This window comes from Streptomyces sp. NPDC057137 (assembly GCF_042670825.1).
Lineage (GTDB): Bacteria > Actinomycetota > Actinomycetes > Streptomycetales > Streptomycetaceae > Streptomyces.
Map to the genome: position 1 here is coordinate 72,806 of NZ_JBHUUW010000020.1, position 17,694 is coordinate 90,499.

The window sequence follows — 17,694 nt, forward strand, 5'->3', positions numbered from 1 at the left end:
CTCTCTGGGCAGCCGCGGGGACAGCGTCCCGGGGAAGACGGATCGGGACCCCATCAGCCAATCGCCGGTCACTTGAGCGTCGGTCGCACTGGTCTGGGGTGCGGGGCGCCGCACGGGGAGCGGGCGCGTACGCCGCCGGTCCAACGGCGCGTACGGCCCTGGTACGACAGCGCGTACGGCCCCGGTACGGCAGCGGGTACGGGCGCGCTCCCTAAGCTGCGGCGAGGGACACCGCGCGGGTGTCCGCCACCTCGTCCAGCAGGGCGTAGCGCAGGGCTTCGAGCTGTGCCTGCCAGCCGGCGGTGATGGCGTTCTCGGCGACGCCGACGGTGTTCCAGTGCCGTTCGCCGTCACGGTACGAGACCAGGACGCGGGTGACGGCACTGCCGGCCTGGGTGCTGAGCACCCGCACGTGGTGGCCGGTCAGCAGGAGCCGGGTGAGCCGTGGGAAGAGCGGGTCGAGCAGCCGGTGCAGTGCGGTGTCGAGGGCGTCGAGCGGGCCCTCGCCCTCGGCGGTCGCGGTGTGCGGAGCCCCGTCGACGCGGGCGTGCACCGTCGCCTGGCAGCGGGCGGATTCGCCGGTGCCCTGGGCGACGGAGACCTGCCAGGTGTCGACGGTGAAGGGCGGCTCGGCCGGGGTGGTGGCCAGCTCTTCGCGCAGCAGCAGTTCGAAGGAGGCGTCGGCGCTCTCGAAGCTGTAGCCGCGGCTCTCCAGATGCTTGATACGCGCGGCGGCGCTGGCCACTTCGGCGGAGCCGGCGGCGACTTCGTGGCCGAGTTCGCGTGCCTTCAGCTCGACCGAGGAGCGTCCGCCCATGTCGGAGACGAGGGTGCGCATGGCGTTGCCCACCCGGGCCGGCTGGGTGTGCTGGTACAGGTCGGGGTCGACGCGCAGCGCGGAGGCGTGCAGGCCGGCCTTGTGGGTGAACGCCTGGGCGCCCACGTAGGGGGCGTCGGTGCCGGGGAGGACGCCGGTGATCTCGGTGATGGCGGTGGCGACCTCGGTGAAGTGGGCGAGTTGGTCGCCGCTGACGAGGGGCAGGCCGCGTTTGAGGACCAGGTTGGCGATGACGGTGAACAGGTCGGCGTTTCCGCAGCGTTCGCCGTAGCCGTGGGCTGTTCCCTGTACGTGGATCGCGCCGGCGTCGGTGGCGGCGAGGGTGTTGGCGACGGCGCAGCCGGAGTCGTTGTGACAGTGGATGCCGAGGGGCGCGCCCGTGGCGGTGCGGGTCTCGGTGACGATCCGGCGGATCTCGTCGGGCAGGTGGCCGCCGTTGGTGTCGCACAGGACCACGGCCTCGGCGCCGGCTTCGGCCGCGGCGCGGACCACTTCCAGGGCGTACGCGGAGTTGAGCCGGTAGCCGTCGAAGTAGTGCTCGGCGTCGAAGAAGACCCTCCGCCCGGCGAGCACCAGGTGGCGCACGGTGCTGCCGATCATGGCGAGGTTCTCGGCCAGGTTGGTGCGCAGCGCCCGTTCGATGTGTCCGGTGTGGCTCTTGCCGACGAGTGTGATCACCGGGGTCTCGGCGGTGAGCAGGGCACGCACCTGGGGGTCCTGACCGACCGTCACATCGGGGCGGCGGGTGGCGCCGAACGCCGCCAACTGGGCTTTCCGTAGGTTGAGTTCGGTGCGGGCCCGGTGGAAGAACTCGGTGTCCCGGGGGACCGCTCCCGGCCAGCCGCCCTCGATGAAACCGACTCCGATGGTGTCCAGCAGGCGTGCGACGGCGAGTTTGTCCTCGACGGTGAGCGTCATGCCCTCCTGCTGGCTGCCGTCCCGCAAGGTCGTGTCGTACAACTGGATCTCGTGTTCAGCCATCTCTCGCCCTCCCTCGTGGGCGTCGCCGCCCGAAGCTGATTCCTTCGACGGTCGGGCGGGCCGCCTGAGGGCCGCTTGAAAGCTGCTGGAAGGTGTCGGCTCCCGGGTGGGGCCGGGTGGGGCCGGCGGGGTTCAGTCACGGTCCTGCCGGGCCGGGAGCCTGGTGAATCGGCCCTGGTGGAAGACGAGGGGGTCGGGTCCGGCGGCGGCGCTGCCGAGGGCGGTCACCCGGCCGATGAAGAGGGTGTGGTCGCCCGCCCGGCGCTCGTCCTCCACCGCGCATTCGAAGTACGCCTCGGCGGCGGGGAGTACGGCGTTGCCGGTCTTGCCGGGGACGGCTCCGAGCCGGCGCATCGCCGCCGGTCCCTCGGGGCGGTCGCGCGCGCTGAACTCCTGGGCCAGGTCGCGTTGCGCCTCGGCGAGCACGTTCACCGCGAAGCCGCCGGCGTCGGAGACGCGGGCGCGCATCCGGCCGCCGGAGCGGACGGACACGAGCAGGAGCAGAGGGTCGAGGGAGACCGAGGTCAGGCTGTTCAGTGTCATCACGAGTGTGCTGTCGCCGCTGCCTTGGGTGAGCAGGGTGACACCGGTCGGGAAACGGCCCATGGCGGCACGGAAGGTGGCCACGTCGGGTCCGGCGAGCGTGGTGGCGGCGGTGGCGGTGGCGGTGGCGGTGACAGCACGGGGGACAGCGGCCGTGCCGGTCGCGGTGGGAGTCATGGCATGGGCTCCAATTCTGGTGACAGAAGCGGTGAGTTGCGAGGGAGCGGGGCCCCGGTGACGCGGAGCGACTGGGCCGGCCCGCGACGGTAAACGATCCGTGTGTTCGCCCCTCGGACGGGCCGCGCGGCGCTCGTGGGGCAGCCGCGCGTGTGAGGAGCCCGGCGGGGTGCCGGGCTCCTCGTACCTCTCTCACGGGCCCGGCGTCAGCCGAGGCCCGATGCCTCCAGGAACGCGTTCAGCTCCGCGTTGATCTCGTCCACCGACCGTTCGGCCACCGGCCGCGCGTCCGCCCCGATACCGGCCAGCGGCGCCGGGCCGTCGGCCCGTCCCCCGCCCTCGGCGGCCGGCTGCCGTGCCAGGTCCACCAGGCTCTGGAGCAGACCGCTGTGGTGCAGGCGGTCGGCGGAGAGCCGGGTGAGTGCCCAGCTGAGCCGGGACTCGGCGTCGTCGTCGGCGCCCGTGTCCCCCGCCTGTCCGGGTTCCCGTACGGGCTCCTCCACGGGGAGTTCCATCCGGTCCAGGACCAGTTGGGCGATGCGTACCGGCGCCGGGTAGTCGAAGGCCAGCGTCGCCGGCAGCGACAGGCCGGTCTCCAGCGCGAGCCGGCGGCGCAGCTCCACCGCCATGAGGGAGTCGAGCCCCAGCTCCTTGAGTACCTGATCGGGCGAGAGCGCGCCGGCCGAGTCGAGGCCCAGCACGGCCGCGACCTCGCGCAGCACCATCTCCGTCACCAGGTCCCGCTGCTCCGGGGCGGGTGTCGCGAGCAGCCGGTCCCGCAGACTGCCCGCGCTGTCGGCGGTCGCGGCTCCGGCGCGCCTGGTGGCGGCCCGGACGAGCCCGCGGAGCAGGGCGGGGACGGCCCGGTCCGCGTCCGCGTCCCGCTGGATCTGGCGCAGGTCGAGCCGGACGGGAACGAAGTTGTCCGCCGGCCGGGCCAGGACCGCGTCCAGCAGACGCAGCCCGTGGTCGAAGGGCAGAGGCGCTATGCCTTGCCGGCGCATGCGTGCCAGTTCGGCACCGCCGAGGTGGGAGGTCATGCCGACGCCGGCCTGCTGCCAGAGTCCCCAGGCCAGGCTGGTGACCGGACGGCCCTCGGCGCGACGGCGGACGGCGAAGGCGTCGAGCCAGGTGTTGGCGGCGGCGTAGATGCTCTGCCCGGCCGTGCCCAGGGTGCCCGCCGCCGAGGAGAAGACGACGAACGCCGCCAGGTCGAGATCGCGGGTCAGCTCCTCCAGTTGGAACGCGCCGTCCACCTTGGGTGTCATCGCCCGGTCGAGGCGCTCCGTGTCCTGCCCCAGGAGGACGCCGTCGTCCAGGACCCCCGCGAGGTGGAGGACCGCGGTCCACGGCCGGTTCTCCTCAGCAAGTGCGAGCACCTTCGCGAGATCATCTCGGCGACCGACATCGCACGTCACCACCCGGACCCACAGCGCGCCTTCTTCCCGTAGTTCTTCCATGAGCCGTTCGGCGCCGGGTGCCTCCACCCCGCGCCGGGAGGTGAGCACCAGATGGCGGACGCCGTGGTGGCGTACGAGGTGCAGGGCGACGGCCCGCCCGAGTTCGCCGGTCCCTCCGGTGAGCAGCACTGTCCCCTCGGGATCCAGTGGCCTGGCCGTACCGGCTGCGTCCGTCCGTTCCGTGGTGAGCCGGGCAGCGAGCACCTGGCCTTCGCGGACGGCGAGTTCGGGCTCTCCGGTGGCGGCGAGCGCGCGTGCCAGCAGCCGCGGGTCGATGCCGCCGGGGCCGGGCCCGAGGTCGATGAGTCGCAGGGAGCGCTCCGGGTGTTCGGCGCGCGCCGTGCGGAGCAGCCCGGTCAGCGGGGCGTTCGCCAGGCCGGCGAGCCGGTCGCCGTCGGTGGCCGCCGTGCTGTCCCGGGTGACCCAGACGATGTCCGCGGCGTCCAGGCGTTCGTCCGCCACCAGCGTTTGGAGCTGTACGAGGGCGGCTCCGGCCGCCTCGTGGGCCGCGCGAGGACTGTCGGCGGCGGCGCCGTCACCCGGTGCGGTCAGGTCGATGACGACGCGGCCGGGTCGGGTCGACGGGTCCGCGTCGAGCAGGGAGGCCAGGGCCTCCGTACCGGGCAGCGCCACCGCAGAGAGCAGCGCGGCCAGTTCGCCCGTACCGCCGAGGACCGCGTCCGCGCTCGCGCGGACCGTACCGGCGTCGGGCGGGTCCACGGGCTGGTAACGGAGTTGGTAGAGATCGTCGGTTCCGCGTGCGGCCCGGATCTGTTCGGCCCTGGCGCGCCGCAGGTGCAGCGCCCCGACGCGTACGACCGGGCGGCCCGTGGGGTCGGTGGCCCACACCGCGATCCGCCGGCCGTGGTCCTCCGCCTCGGTCACGTCGATACGGACGCGCAGTTCACCGCTGCCGACCGCGAGCAGTTCGACGTCGCTCCACTCGAACGGGAGCAGCGCGCCCCGCGGTCCGGCTGCGGGGTCGGCGTTCGGCGCGCCGCTCCTGGCGCTGTCCGTCGTGCCCTCCATGACGTGCAGGGCGGCGTCCAGCAGCGCGGGGTGGACGCCGTACTCCCCGCCGTTCTCCGGCGCCGGCAGACGTACGAGCCCGTAGGCGGTGTCGCCCTTGCGCCACAGTTCGGTCAGCCCCTGGAAGGCGGGGCCGTACGCGATGCCGCGCTCCTGGAAGCGGTCGAGGAACCCGTCGAGGTCGACCCGCTCGGCCCCGGCGACCGGCCACCGGGTCAGCTCCGCGAAGCCTTCGGCGTCGGAGGTGGCGCTCTCGGCCGCGTCGGTCAACAGGCCGGTGGCGTGGCAGGTCCAGGTGCCCGAGACGGCGCTCGGCCGGCTGTGGACCGTGAGGGTGCGGAGCCCGTTGTCGGAGGCGCCGACCAAGACCTGGAGCCGTACGTCCTCCTCCAGCACGAGCGGCTCGGCGAGGGTCAGTTCCGCGACACCCGCGGCCCCGACCTGCTGTGCGGCGGCCGTTGCCAGTTCGAGCAGGCCGGTGCCCGGAACGAGGACCGTCCCGAAGACCGCGTGGTCCTTCAGCCACGGTTGCTCGGCGAGCGAGAGCCGGCCGGTGAGCAGATGGCCCTCGCCGTCGGCGAGCGCGGTCGCCGCGCCCAGCCACGGGTGGGCGGAGACCTCCAGGCCCAGCGCGCCGGCGTCCCCGGACGACCTCGGCACCTCCAGCCAGTAACGCTCGCGCTGGAAGGCGTACGCGGGCAGCGGCAGGACATCTCCGTGACCCAGTACGCGCGTCCAGTCCAGCGCCTGGCCCTGGACGTGCAACAGGCCGAGATTGCGTAGCAGTTGATCCATGCCGCCACGGTCGCGTGCGAGGGAGCCGACGACGATGCCGCCGTGTTCGGCGCTGCCGTCGGTCAGCGGCATGGACAGCACCGGATGCGCCGAAATCTCCACGAACACCGTGTGACCGTCACCCAGAAGCCGCTCCAGAGCGCGGTCGAACCGCACCGGCTCCCGCAGATTCCGGCACCAGTAACCACCGTCGAGGTCTCCCCCGGCGGCCGTCTCGCCGGTCACCGTCGAGTAGAACGGGACCTCCGGCCTGACCGCCGTCAGCCCGGTGAACTTCTCCGCCAGGCCCGGCAGCAGCGGATCCATCTGCGCGTTGTGCGACGCGTAATCCACCTTGATCTTCCGGGCGTATATCTCCCTCTCCTGAAGATCAGAAACAATCCGGTCGATCGCGTCCGCCCGACCCGAAATGATCGTCGAACCCGCCGTGTTCACCGCCGCCACCGACAACGCCTCACCGAACGGCGCCAGGAACCCCTCCACCACCGCCAGCGGACGCTCGACCAACGCCATCCCACCCAGACCCGCACACGCCAGCACCGCCTGGGAACGCGACGCCACCACCAGAGCACCCTGCTCCAGACTCAACGCACCCGAGACAACAGCCGCCACCACCTCACCCTGCGAATGACCCACCACAGCCGCCGGCTCCACACCCAGCGACCGCCACACAGCCGCCAGACCCACCCCCATCGCGAACAACGCCGGCTGCACCACATCCACCCGGTCCACCGGAGGCAGACCCTCGGACTCCTCACCCGCCAGCACCGCACGCACCGACCAGCCCGTCAACGGCCGCAACGCCGCATCACACGCCTCAACCACCCCCGCGAACACCTCACTCGACGCAAGCAGCTCACGCCCCATACCCGCCCACTGCGAACCCTGACCGGGGAAAACGAACACCGTCTTTCCGCGTCGCTCGGCGACCCCGGAGACGACGTTCCCCGCTTCGCGGCCCTCGGCCACGGCACGAAGTCCCTCGACCAGCTCCGCCATGTCGGCGGCCACCACACTCGCCCGCGACTCGAAATGCGTACGGTGCCGAGCAGCCGTCACCGCCACATCCGCAAGCGACACCTCCGCACGAGCCGCCAACCACGAAGCCCAACGCCCCGCCTGCTCCCGAACCGCACCCTCATCCCGCCCCGACAACACCACCGGCACCGGCACCGGACCCTCCACACCAGCCGCCACCTCAACGGCCACCTCCCGAACCGGCGACTCCTCCAACACCACATGCGCGTTGGTCCCCGACAACCCGAACGACGACACACCCGCACGACGCGGACGCACCCCATCCCGCTCCCACGCGCTCAGCTCATCGACCACGGTGACCGGGAGTCCGTCCCAGTCGATGTTGGGGTTGCGGGGCGACGAGCGGAGTGTCGGCGGCAGGGCGTCGTGCTGGAAGGCGGCGAGCATCTTGCAGACGCCCGCGATGCCGGCGGCGGACTCCAGGTGGCCGATGACGGTCTTGGCGGTGCCGAGACGGAGCGCGTCCTCCGGGTCGCGGCCCTCCCCGTACACGGCGGCGAGCGCCTGGACCTCGATGGGGTCTCCGAGCGGGGTTCCGGTGCCGTGGCACTCGACGTAGTCGATGTCCGTGGGCGACAGGCCCGCGGAGCTGAGCGCGGCGCGGATGACCTTCTGCTGGGAGGTGCCGTTGGGGGCGGTGATTCCGCTGCTCGCTCCGTCGTGGTTGACGGCGCTGGCCCGGATCACGCCGAGGATCTCGCGGTCGCCCGCCAGCGCCTCGGAGAGCCGCATCACCACGACGACGCCGACGCCTTCGCCGCGCCCGTACCCGTCCGCCTCGGCGGAGAAGGTCTTGCTGCGGCCGTCCGGTGCCAGCGCGTGCGAGCGGCTGAGCGCCACGAACGCGCCCGGGTCGGCGAGGACCTGCACGCCTCCGGCCAGTGCGATGTCGCACTCGCCGTTGCGTATGGCCTCGCAGGCGAGGTGCAGCGCGACGAGGGAGGAGGAGCAGGCGGTGTCGACGGAGAGCGCGGGGCCCTGGAGCCCCAGGTGGTATGAGAGCCGGCCCGCGTTGAAGCTCGGCAGTGAGCCGGTGAGGGTGTACGTGTCGTGGGTGCCGCCGCCCCGGTGCGCCCCGTACTCACCGACGCCCGCCCCGACGAAGACGCCGGTACGGGTGTCCCTGAGGTCGCCCGGCCGGATGCCGGCGTTCTCCAGCGAGTGCCAGGCGGTCTCCAGGAGCAACCGGTGCTGCGGGTCCATGGGTTCGGCCTCGCGTGGCGAGACTCCGAAGAACGCCGCGTCGAACGAGGTCACGTCGTCCAGGAAGGAGGCGTGGCGGACGTAGGTCATGCCCTCGGAGTCGGGGGCCGGGTCGTAGTACGCGTCGGCGTCGAAGCGGTCGGCGGGGATCTCCCGGACGGTGTCACGGCCTTCCGCGAGGACGTGCCACAGGCTTTCGAGGTCGTCGGCGTCGCCGGGCATGCGCAGGCCGACGCCGACGATGGCCAGCGGCTCGTCGTGGCGGCGCCCGCCGGTCACGGCGCCCGTGCCCCGCGCGGGGCCCTCGGACTCGAACGGCTCGGATGCCGATGTCTCGGACGCGGGCATGAGGTCGTCCAGCAGCCAGCGGGCCGCGGCGGCGAGGGTCGGGTGGTCGTAGATGAGGGTCTTGGGGGTGGCGACCCCGGTGCGCTGTTGTACGCGTCCGCTCAGCTGGATCGCCATCATCGAGTCGAACCCGAGGTCCTTGAAGCCGCGTTCGGCGCTGAGGGACGCCGGGTCCCGGACTCCCAGTACGGCTGCGGCCTCGACGGCGAGCAGGGACCGCAGATGGGCCTCTCGGTCGCCTTCCGCGATGTCGATGAGTGCGGCGCGCAGCGGATTCCCGCCGCCCGCGCGCGCGTCGGCGCCCGTCCGCGCGTCCGGCGCGCTCCCGGCGTCCTCGAACGCCGCGCGGGCCTCGGGGATGTCCTGGAGGAAGGGACGGGTCCGTGTCCCGTTGTAGGCGGAGACCGCCCGCGGCCAGTCGATACGGGCGAGGACCCGGCTCGCCGTACCGGTGCCGGTGCCGGGTGCGAGGGCCGTGTCGAGTGCGGCGAGCGCGACATCGGGGGCCATGGGTACGAGGCCGATGCGCCGGAGTTGGCTCTCCGCCGCCCCGTGGGTCATGCCGCCGTCCGCCCAGGGGCCCCAGGCGATGCTGACGGCGGGCAGCCCCTCGGCCCTGCGCAGCTCGGCGAGCGCGTCCAGGGCGGCGTTGGCCATGGCGTAGTTGGCCTGGCCGATGTTGCCGAGGGTGCCGATGACCGACGAGTAGAGGACGAACGCGTCGAGTTCCCGGTCCTTGGTGAGTTCGTGCAGGTGAGTCGCCGCCTGGAGCTTGGGCGCGGCGGTGGTGGCGAGCGCTTCCGGGTCGAGCCGGTCCAGGAGACGGTCGTCCAGGCTTCCGGCGGCGTGGAAGACGGCGCGCAGCGGTGCGGCGTCACGGTCGATGTCGGCGAAGAGCCGTTCCAGCTCCGCGCGGTTGGTGATGTCGCAGGACGCGAGGGTGACGCGGGCGCCGGCCGCTTCGGTGCGGGCGGCGAGCGCGGCGGCGCCCTCGGCGGCGGGGCCGCGTCGGGAGGCCAGCACCACGTGTTCGGCGCCGCGCTCGGCGAGGTGGACCGCCAGGTGGCCGGCGAGGGCGCCGCTGCCCCCGGTGACGAGGACTGTGCCGCGTGCCCGCCAGGGCTGGTACGGCGCGGGGGCGGCCCGGCGGAGGCGGCGGACGAGACGGCCGGCCGGGCGCAGCGCCACGTACTCCTCACCGGTCGGGGGCTGCTCGGCGAGGGTGGTGAGGAGGTGCCGGGCGGTTGCCGTGTCGAGCGGACCGGGTGCGGTGTGTTCCTCGTCCGCCGTGGCCGTTGCCGTCGCCGCGGGGAGGTCCACCAGCCCGCCCCAGCGTTCGGTGTGTTCGAGGGCGATGACGTGGCCGAGTCCCCACGCGAGGGCCCCTGCGGGTCGCGGGGCGGTGTCGGTCTCACCGGTACGTACCGCGCCCCTGGTGAGGATCCGCAGGGGGGCGCGTACGCCGGCGTCCCCCAGGGCCTGGGTCAGTGCGAGCGTCAGTGCCGCGCCGGAGGTGACGGCCGGCCGGTCGGGGTGCGGGTCCTCGTCGAGGGGGGTGAGGGCGAGTACGGCGCGCGGGGTCCGGGTTCCCGGGGTGGCGGTGAGGGCGGTGAGCGCGGCGGCGTATCCGGCGCGGTCGTCGGCGGCGGGCAGGGTGTGCACCGTGCCGCCCGCTGCCGCGAGCGCGTCGGCGACGGCGTTCGCGAGAGGGGTCCCGGTGGGGCCGGCGGGGGTCGCGAGGATCCAGTGGCCGGTGAGGTCGGGGGCCACGCCGGAGGGGGCCCCGGGTTGCCAGGTCTCCTCGTAGTGGCAGTCGGCGAGGGCGTCCGCGCGCTCCTGCCTGCCGCGCCAGGCGGCGAGGTGCGGGAGCAGTGTCGCGACGGCGGATGTGTCCGGGGTGCCGAGCAGTTGGCAGATCCGCTCGATCTCGCCGCTGTCGACGGCCTGCCACAGGGAGTCGTCGGCCAGGGCCCGTTCGGCCGGGCCGGTGTCTGTCCGGGTGGGCGGCTCGATCCAGTGGTGGCGGCGCTGGAAGGCGTAGCCGGGGAGGTCGGTGGGGGTGGCGCCGGTGCCCGCGAAGACCTGTTCCCAGTCGAGGGGCTGGCCGGACACGTGGAGTTCGGCGAGGGCCCGGAGCAGGTCGCGTACCTCGTCCGGCTGCTTTCCCGCTCGCTGGGAGGGGACGAAGCCCACTTCGCGCTCCGTGCAGGCGACGCCCATGGCGGAGAGTACGGCCGCGGGCCCGCACTCCAGGTGGCGTTCGATGCCCGCCGCTTCGAGGGCGGCCACCGCGTCGGCGAAGCGGACGGCCGCGCGTACCTGCCGTACCCAGTACGCGGGGGTCGTGAGGTCGAGATCCGGGTCGGGCTCGTGGGCGGTCTCGGGGTCGGCCCGCTCGTCCTGGCCGGACCAGGTGCCGGTGACCGTGGAGAGCAGGGGGACGACGGGCGCGCGGAAGGTGCACCCCTCGGCGACCCGGCGGTACTCCGCCAGCATGGAGTCCATGTGCGGGCTGTGGAAGGCGTGCGACACCTCCAGCCGCCGGGTGCGCCGCCCCTGTCCGGCGAAGTGTTCGACCACCCGGGTCACGGCGGTCTCGTCGCCGCTGATCACGGTCTGCCGGGGGCTGTTGAGCGCGGCGATCGACACCCGCTCTCCACCGCCCGCCAGCGCGTCCAGGACTTCGGTCTCCCCGGCTTCCAGGGAGGCCATGGCTCCGCCGCGTTCGCAGCCCTGCATGAGCCTGCCCCGGGCGGCGACGAGGCGTGCCGCGTCCGCCAGGTCGAGCACGCCCGCGACGTGCGCGGCGCTCAGCTCTCCGACGGAGTGCCCGGCGACGGCCTGCGGACGGACGCCCCAGCTCTCCCAGAGGCGGTACAGCGCGACCTCGAACGCGAAGAGCGCCGGTTGCGTGAACTCCGTCTCGTGCAGGAGCCGCGCGTCCTCGCTCTCCGCGGGGGCGAACACGATCTCCGGCAGTGGGCGCGCCAGATGCGGTTCCAGGGCCCGGCACACCGCGTCGAAGGCGTCCCGGTAGCCGGGGAACGCCGCGTACAACTCCCGTCCCATACCCGCGCGTTGGCTGCCCTGCCCGGTGAAGAGCACCGAGGTGCCGCCCTCCCAGCTGCCCGTCTCCTCGTCGCTCTCGTCCTCGACGGCGCCGGGGTGGGGGCGGCCCTGGGCCAGTGCGGTGAGCGCCTCCGCAGCCTCCTCGGCGGTGCCGGCCACGGCCACGGCGCGGTGCTCCAGATGGGAGCGGGTCACGGTGGAGCTGTAGGCGATGTCGCGCAGTTCGGCGTCGGGGGCGCCGGCCACCCGGTCGGCGAGCCGGCCCGCGTTCTCCGCGAGGGCCTCGCGGGACCGGCCGGACACGGCCAGCAGGAGCGGCGCCGTGAGCGGCGGCTGCCCGGGGCGGCCGGCGACGGCCGCCAGGTCGATGTCGAAGCCGTCGTGCCACAGCTCCGCCGCCAGGGCCTCGATGCCCCGGCGTGCCGGGGTGTCGCGGCGGCCGAGGGTCAGGACGGCGGCGTCCGTCCGGTCCCGATCCCGGAGCGCACTGAGGATCCGTTCGAGGGAGTGCCGGGCGACCGGGTGCGGGGCGATCTCGACGATACGCAGCGGACGTCCGGGGTGTGCGGCGGCCAGCGCGTCGACGGTCTCCCGCACCAGCATGGGTTCGCTCATGTTGCGGGCCCAGTAGGCGGCGTCGAGGCCGGCGGCGTCGAGGCGGGTGCCCGTGACGGTGGACCAGAACGGGGTCGTGCCGGTGCCGGTGCGCACGGCGCCCAGGCGGCGTCCGAGTTCGGGGGCGAGCGCGGCGAGTTCGCGGCTGTGCGCGGCGTAGTCGATGTTGACGCGGGCCGAACCCGTACCGCGAGCCGAAGCCGTACCGCCTGCCGAACCGGTGCCGTCCGCCGAGCCGTCGCCGCGCGCGGCGAGTTCCCGCTCGACCGCGGCGATCGCGTCCAGGGGCCCGGACAGGCACACCTGGCCGGGCGCGAGGTGCCCGGCGACGGAGAGGGCGTGGCCGCCGTCGGCGATCAGGCGCACCGCCTCGTCAGGGGTGAGGTCGCAGACGATCAGCCCGCCGTGCCCGGAGACCCGCTCGGCGATCAGGGCCGACCAGACACCGATGAGCCGGGCGCCTTCCGCCAGGGGCAGCGCGCCCGCCGCGACGGCCGCGGCGACCTCGCCGATGCTCTGTCCGAGGACCGCGTCGGGCCGGACGCCCCACGCGTCGAGCGTGCGGGCCAGCGCCACCTGGACGGAGAACAGCACGGGCTGCACGACATCGGTGCGGTCCAGCCGTGAGTGCCGCTCACCGGCCAGGAGTTCGTCCGTGACCGACCAGCCCAGTACGGGTCGGAGCGCCCGGTCGCAGTCGGCCAGCGCGGTGCGGAAGGCGGGCTCCGCCAGCAGGTCGCGGCCCATGCCCAGCCACTGGGAGCCGTGGCCGGAGAAGAACAGGGCGAGCGCGGGGCGCTCCCCGGCGGTCCTCCCGCTGCCCGGGTCCCGGTCCCGGTCCGGGTCCCGGTCCGGTTCGGGGAGGTGGCCGCGCCGGCCGGGGGCCTCCTCCAGCGCGACGTGCGCGTTGGAGCCGCCGAACCCGAAGCCGCTGACGCCGGCGCGCCGGACACCGTCGCCCGGCCAGGGCCGCGCCTCGGTGACGACGCGGAGCTTGGCGGCCTCGAAGTCGATGCGGGGGTTGGGCGCGTCGAAGTGCAGGTTGGCGGGGAGCGCGCCGTGGTGCAGCGCGAGCGCCGTCTTCATCATCCCGGTGACGCCCGCGGCGGGCTCCAGGTGGCCGAAGTTGGTCTTGGCGGAGCCCAGCAGCAGCGGCTCGTCGCGGCCGGGGCCGAAGACCTCGCCGAGCGCCGTGGCCTCGATCGGGTCGCCCAGCGGGGTGCCCGTTCCGTGCGCCTCCACGTACGCGACCTCGCGCGGGCTGATGCCCGCGTCCTGCCAGGCGTCGCGCAACACCTCGGCCTGGGCCCGGGGGTTGGGCGCCGTCAGGCCGTTGGAGGCACCGTCGTTGTTGATGGCGGTGCCCCGGATCACGGCGTAGACCCGCTCGCCGGCGGCGAGGGCGTCGGAGAGGCGGCGCAGTACGAGGACGCCGCAGCCCTCGGCGCGCACGTAGCCGTTGGCGTCCGCGTCGAAGGCGCGGCACTGTCCCTCCGGGTTGAGCCCGCCGAACTTGGTCATGGCGACGGTGGTGTTGGGGTGCAGCATGACGTTGACGCCGCCCGCGAGGGCGAGGTCGGACTCGCCGGCGCGCAGGCTGCGTACGGCGAGGTGGGTGGCGGTCAGGGAGGAGCTGCAGGCGGTGGCCACCACGAGCGCGGGGCCCCGCAGCCCGAGGGCGTAGGCGATGCGGGCGGCGACGATGGAGTTGTCCCAGCCGACCGCCGAGTGAGTCTCGATGCTGTGCGCGTCGGCGCCGGTGGCGAGGTGGTACTCCTGTGCCATCGTGCCGAGGAACACGCCCGTGCGCGTTCCCTCCAGCCCGCCGGGGGCGATGCGGGCGTCCTCCAGCGAGGCCCAGGCGGTTTCGAGTGCCAGGCGCTGCTGGGGGTCCATGTTCCTGGCCTCCGCGGGGGAGATCCGGAACAGTTCGGCGTCGAACTCGCCGATGGCGTCGAGGAATCCGCCCCAGCGCGTGGTCGTCTTGCCGGGTGCGCCCGGGTCCGGGTCGAGCCATTCGTCGGCGTTCCACCGGTCCCCCGGCACCTCGCGGACGGCGTCGACGCCGTCGAGGAGGCTCTGCCAGAGGGCGTCCGGGGTTTCGATGCCGCCGGGGAGGCGGCAGCCGATGCCGACGATGGCGATCGGGTCGCCGCCCGTGACCGGGTGCGGCCGGTCCCCGCGCGCGGTCCCCGGCGCGGCACCGGTCCCGGTGAGATGGGCCGCCAGGCCGGCGATGGTCGGGTGGTCCCACACGACGGTGCCGGGGATGTCCCGGCCCAGCCGCATGGCGAGCCTCCCGACCAGTTCGGCGGCGCGCACGGACGGCAGGCCCTGCTCGCCGAGCGGCCGGTCGACGCGTACGGATCCGACGGGCACGTCCAGCATCCCGGCGACGTACTCACGCAGGAACGCCGTGATGTCCGCGGAGATGGCCGAAGGGGCCGAAGAGGAGGACTCGTTGCTGCTCTTGGGGTAGCCCATCTGCGTTTCCTCGATGCTCGATGCTCGTGGGTGCTCGTCGGACCGGGCCGTCCCGGCGGGGTGCGCGGCGGGGGTAACGCGGCGGATCAGGGTCGTGCGGTCCCGGGGGTGTCGCCGGCGGCGGGGGCGCCCGGTTCGGGTGTCATCGGCCCGGCACCGCCGTACCGCTGTCGTACGTCGCCGGGGAGCGCGCGGGCGGCGGCGATCCGGCCGTAGACCTCGGCCGCCTCGGTGGGGGTGCGCTCCATGGTCGAGCGGTCCACCGCGTAGAGCCCGAAGCGGGGGCCGTAGCCGCCCAGCCACTCGAAGTTGTCCATGAGGCTCCAGTGGTAGTAGCCCCGGACGTCGCCGCCCTCGCCCCGGACCTTCTCGATCTGTTCCAGGGCCCGCACCGTGAACTCGGCGCGCCGCTTGCCCGAGTCGGAGGCGATGCCGGACTCCGTGACGGTGAGGGGCAGGCCCTTGTACCGCTTGGCGTAGTCCGTGAGGACGGGGTAGAGACCCGTGGGGTCGGACTCGTAGTTCATGTCCGGGACGAAGTACGTCTCGTCGCGTGGCGGCAGGCACGGCGCGGTGCCGCACACGTCGGCGTCGGCGACGGGGAAGGTGTTCGGGGACGGTTCGGCCCCCGGCTCGGAGACACCGATCCGCTCGTAGAGCTGGATGCCCAGGAAGTCGAGGGTGCCACGCCACTCGGGGTGCTTCTCGTCCAGGGTGCCGTCGAGGTCGGTGTCGAAGCCGCCCCTCCAGAGGGAGTCCGTGACGTTCCACTCGAAGTAGCGCCGCATGCGGCCGGCGGCGTCGATGTCCCGCCGTTCGTCGCTGACGCGGCCGTCCCGTACGGGGACGTACTGCTTGGCGCTCATGCTGAGGCCGATGGAGGCGGGCTCTCCGGTGCCGCTGTCGACGGTGTCGGCGGACGCGATCGCCCGGTACATCCGGGCGTGCGCGTCGATGAGATTGCGCAGCGCCGCCCGGTAGGGGCCCGCGAAGCCGCCGACGAGGTTGGCCTTGCCGGGCGGGCCGGCGCCGAAGGCGTGGGCGAAGTGCAGGTAGACCATGGGCTCGTTGATGGTGACCCACTCGTCGACCCGGTCGCCGAAGCGCTCCGCGAGGAGCCCGGCGAACTCCGCCATCTCCTCGGCGACCCTGGGGCCGCCCTCGGGGTGGTCGAGGCCGCACAGGTTGGTGTCGGAGGGGCCGGCGGCACACGTGGTGTCGCCCGGGTCGTCCACCCAGACGGGGTTCGAGAAGTGGTGGACGGTGATCATCGGGCGGATGCCGCGGGCGAGCAGCGCGTCGATGAAGTCGCCGTAGTGCTTGAGCGCCTTCTCGTCGATGTGGTCGCGTCGTGGTTCGACGCGGGCCCACTCGACGCCGAAGCGGTACGCGTCGAGGTTCATGGACTCGATGAGGTCGATGTCCTCGACGGCCCGGGTGTAGCCGCCGACGGCGTCGCCGACGAACGGGCTCCGGCCCAGGCCCTCGGGCGCCGGGGCGGTCCACTTGTACCAGTCGGTGTGCTCGTTGCGGTCCTCGATCTGGGTGGCCGAACTGGCGGCGCCGAAGCGGAAACCGCCCTGGCCGGCGGGGCCGGACAGCGGGCCCGGAGCGGCGAACGCGACGGCGGGCTTCTTTCCGTACGGTCCGGCTCCCGCGTCCACGGCGTTGGCGAAGGGCGTCAGCAGCACGGCGACGGCGACGAACACTCCCGTCCTGAACAGGCTCTTCCTGGCGAGTATCTTCATGGTGACTTTCCTGGTGCGCGATCGGTTCGATCCGGCCGGTTGAGTGGGAGGGACGCGTCGGGAGCGGCGATTCACCAGGCGACGGGCAAGTGGTGCGCCCCGTGGATCACCATGTCGTCCCGCAGCGGCACCTCGTCCGGCGCGACGGCCAGCCGCAGGCCGGGGAAGCGCCGCAGCAGCGCGGTGTACGCGATCCGCATCTCCAGGCGGGCCAGTTGGCTGCCGAGGCACTGGTGGGGCCCGTGGCCGAAGGCGACGTGACCGGTGGCTGTCCTGCGCAGGTCGAAGCGGTCGGCGTCGGCGCCGAACCGGGCGGGGTCCCGGTTGGCCGCCGCCAGCGACAGGACCACGCATTCGCCCTCCTTGACCTGCCGGCCGAGGACGTCGGTGTCGCGCGTGGCGGCGCGCATGCCGCCGGAGCGGAAGAGCGGGAGGTAACGGAGCAGTTCCTCCACCGCGTTGTCGCCCAGGCTGTCGTCCGCGCGGAGGAGGGCGAGCTGGTCGGGGTGGGTGAGCAGGGTGAAGGCGCCGAGGCCGATCATGTTGGCGGTGGTCTCGTAGCCGGCGACGAGCAGCAGCAGGGAGACCGCGGCGAGTTCCTGGTCGGTCAGCTCGTCGCGCGCGATGAGGCCGCTGATCAGATCGTCGCCCGGTTCGGCCCGCTTGCGGGTGACCAGCTCGGCGACGTACTCCAGGATCGCGAGATAGGCGTTGCGCGACTCCTCCGCGTCCGAGCCGAGGTGGAAGAACCGCTGGATCGCGCCCTTGAAGCGGTCCACCTCCGCCAGTGGCACACCGAGCAGTTCACAGATGACGAGCGCCGGGATCGGCTGCGCGTACTGCGCCACCAGGTCGGCCTCCCGCGCGCCGTCCCGCTCCATGGCGTCGAGGCAGGACTCGGCGATCTCCTCAATGCGCGGGGTGAGCAGGCCGATGCGCCGCTTGGTGAACTGGCCCGCCACCAGGCGCCGGTAGCGGCTGTGCTCCGGGGCGTCCATGCCGATGAAGAAGCCGGGCTCCGCGGGCCGGATCGGCTCCTTCCCGAAGGGATGGTCGTACGGGGCGTGGTGGTGCAGCTCCTGGCGGGCGCTGAACTCGGGGTCGGCCAGCAGCGACCGCACCTCCGGGTAGCTGGTGATCAGCCAGCCCTGGTGCCCGTCGGGGAAGTCCATCCGCGCGACGGGGCACTTCTCCCGCAGCTCGGCGAATTCGGCGGGAGGATCGAAGGCGGAGGTGCGCTCGGTGGGCAGTCTGACCGGACCGGGGGGGATGTCTGACACGTCTCTTTCTCCAACTCGGCGGAAGGCTCGCTGTGCCCACCGGCGGGGCGTGGCTGCGCCGCTCACCGGTGACCACGACGACGTTT

At 73.5% G+C, this 17,694-nt stretch carries 5 protein-coding genes; all 5 read right to left on the reverse strand.

Annotated elements, in window-relative coordinates; translation table 11 throughout:
* Positions 1 to 211 precede the first annotated feature (211 nt).
* Positions 212 to 1,819, reverse strand: a complete 1,608-nt coding sequence (gene cimA, locus ACFT9I_RS18385) for a citramalate synthase (RefSeq protein WP_382565405.1) — start codon at positions 1,817 to 1,819, stop codon at positions 212 to 214.
* A gap of 132 nt (positions 1,820 to 1,951) precedes the next feature.
* A complete protein-coding gene (locus ACFT9I_RS18390; RefSeq protein ID WP_382565407.1) occupies positions 1,952 to 2,539 on the reverse strand; it encodes a flavin reductase family protein in 588 nt (195 codons plus the stop codon).
* 206 nt (positions 2,540 to 2,745) lie between these two features.
* Positions 2,746 to 14,580, reverse strand: coding sequence for an SDR family NAD(P)-dependent oxidoreductase (locus tag ACFT9I_RS18395; RefSeq protein ID WP_382565409.1), 11,835 nt, complete (start codon positions 14,578 to 14,580; stop codon positions 2,746 to 2,748).
* An 86-nt stretch (positions 14,581 to 14,666) separates the two neighbouring features.
* The gene (locus tag ACFT9I_RS18400) at positions 14,667 to 16,328 is read right to left on the reverse strand and encodes a glycoside hydrolase family 1 protein (RefSeq protein ID WP_382565411.1); all 1,662 of its coding nucleotides are present in this window, start codon (positions 16,326 to 16,328) and stop codon (positions 14,667 to 14,669) included.
* 71 nt (positions 16,329 to 16,399) lie between these two features.
* A complete protein-coding gene (locus ACFT9I_RS18405) occupies positions 16,400 to 17,608 on the reverse strand; it encodes a cytochrome P450 (RefSeq protein ID WP_382565413.1) in 1,209 nt (402 codons plus the stop codon).
* Positions 17,609 to 17,694 lie beyond the last annotated feature (86 nt).

Coding starts and splice junctions, on each gene's coding strand:
- ACFT9I_RS18395 (WP_382565409.1), bottom strand. CDS start 14,580: ATGGGCTACCCCAAGAGCAGCAACGAGTCCTCCTCTTCGGCCCCTTCG.
- ACFT9I_RS18390 (WP_382565407.1), bottom strand. CDS start 2,539: ATGACTCCCACCGCGACCGGCACGGCCGCTGTCCCCCGTGCTGTCACC.
- ACFT9I_RS18400 (WP_382565411.1), bottom strand. CDS start 16,328: ATGAAGATACTCGCCAGGAAGAGCCTGTTCAGGACGGGAGTGTTCGTC.
- cimA (WP_382565405.1), bottom strand. CDS start 1,819: ATGGCTGAACACGAGATCCAGTTGTACGACACGACCTTGCGGGACGGC.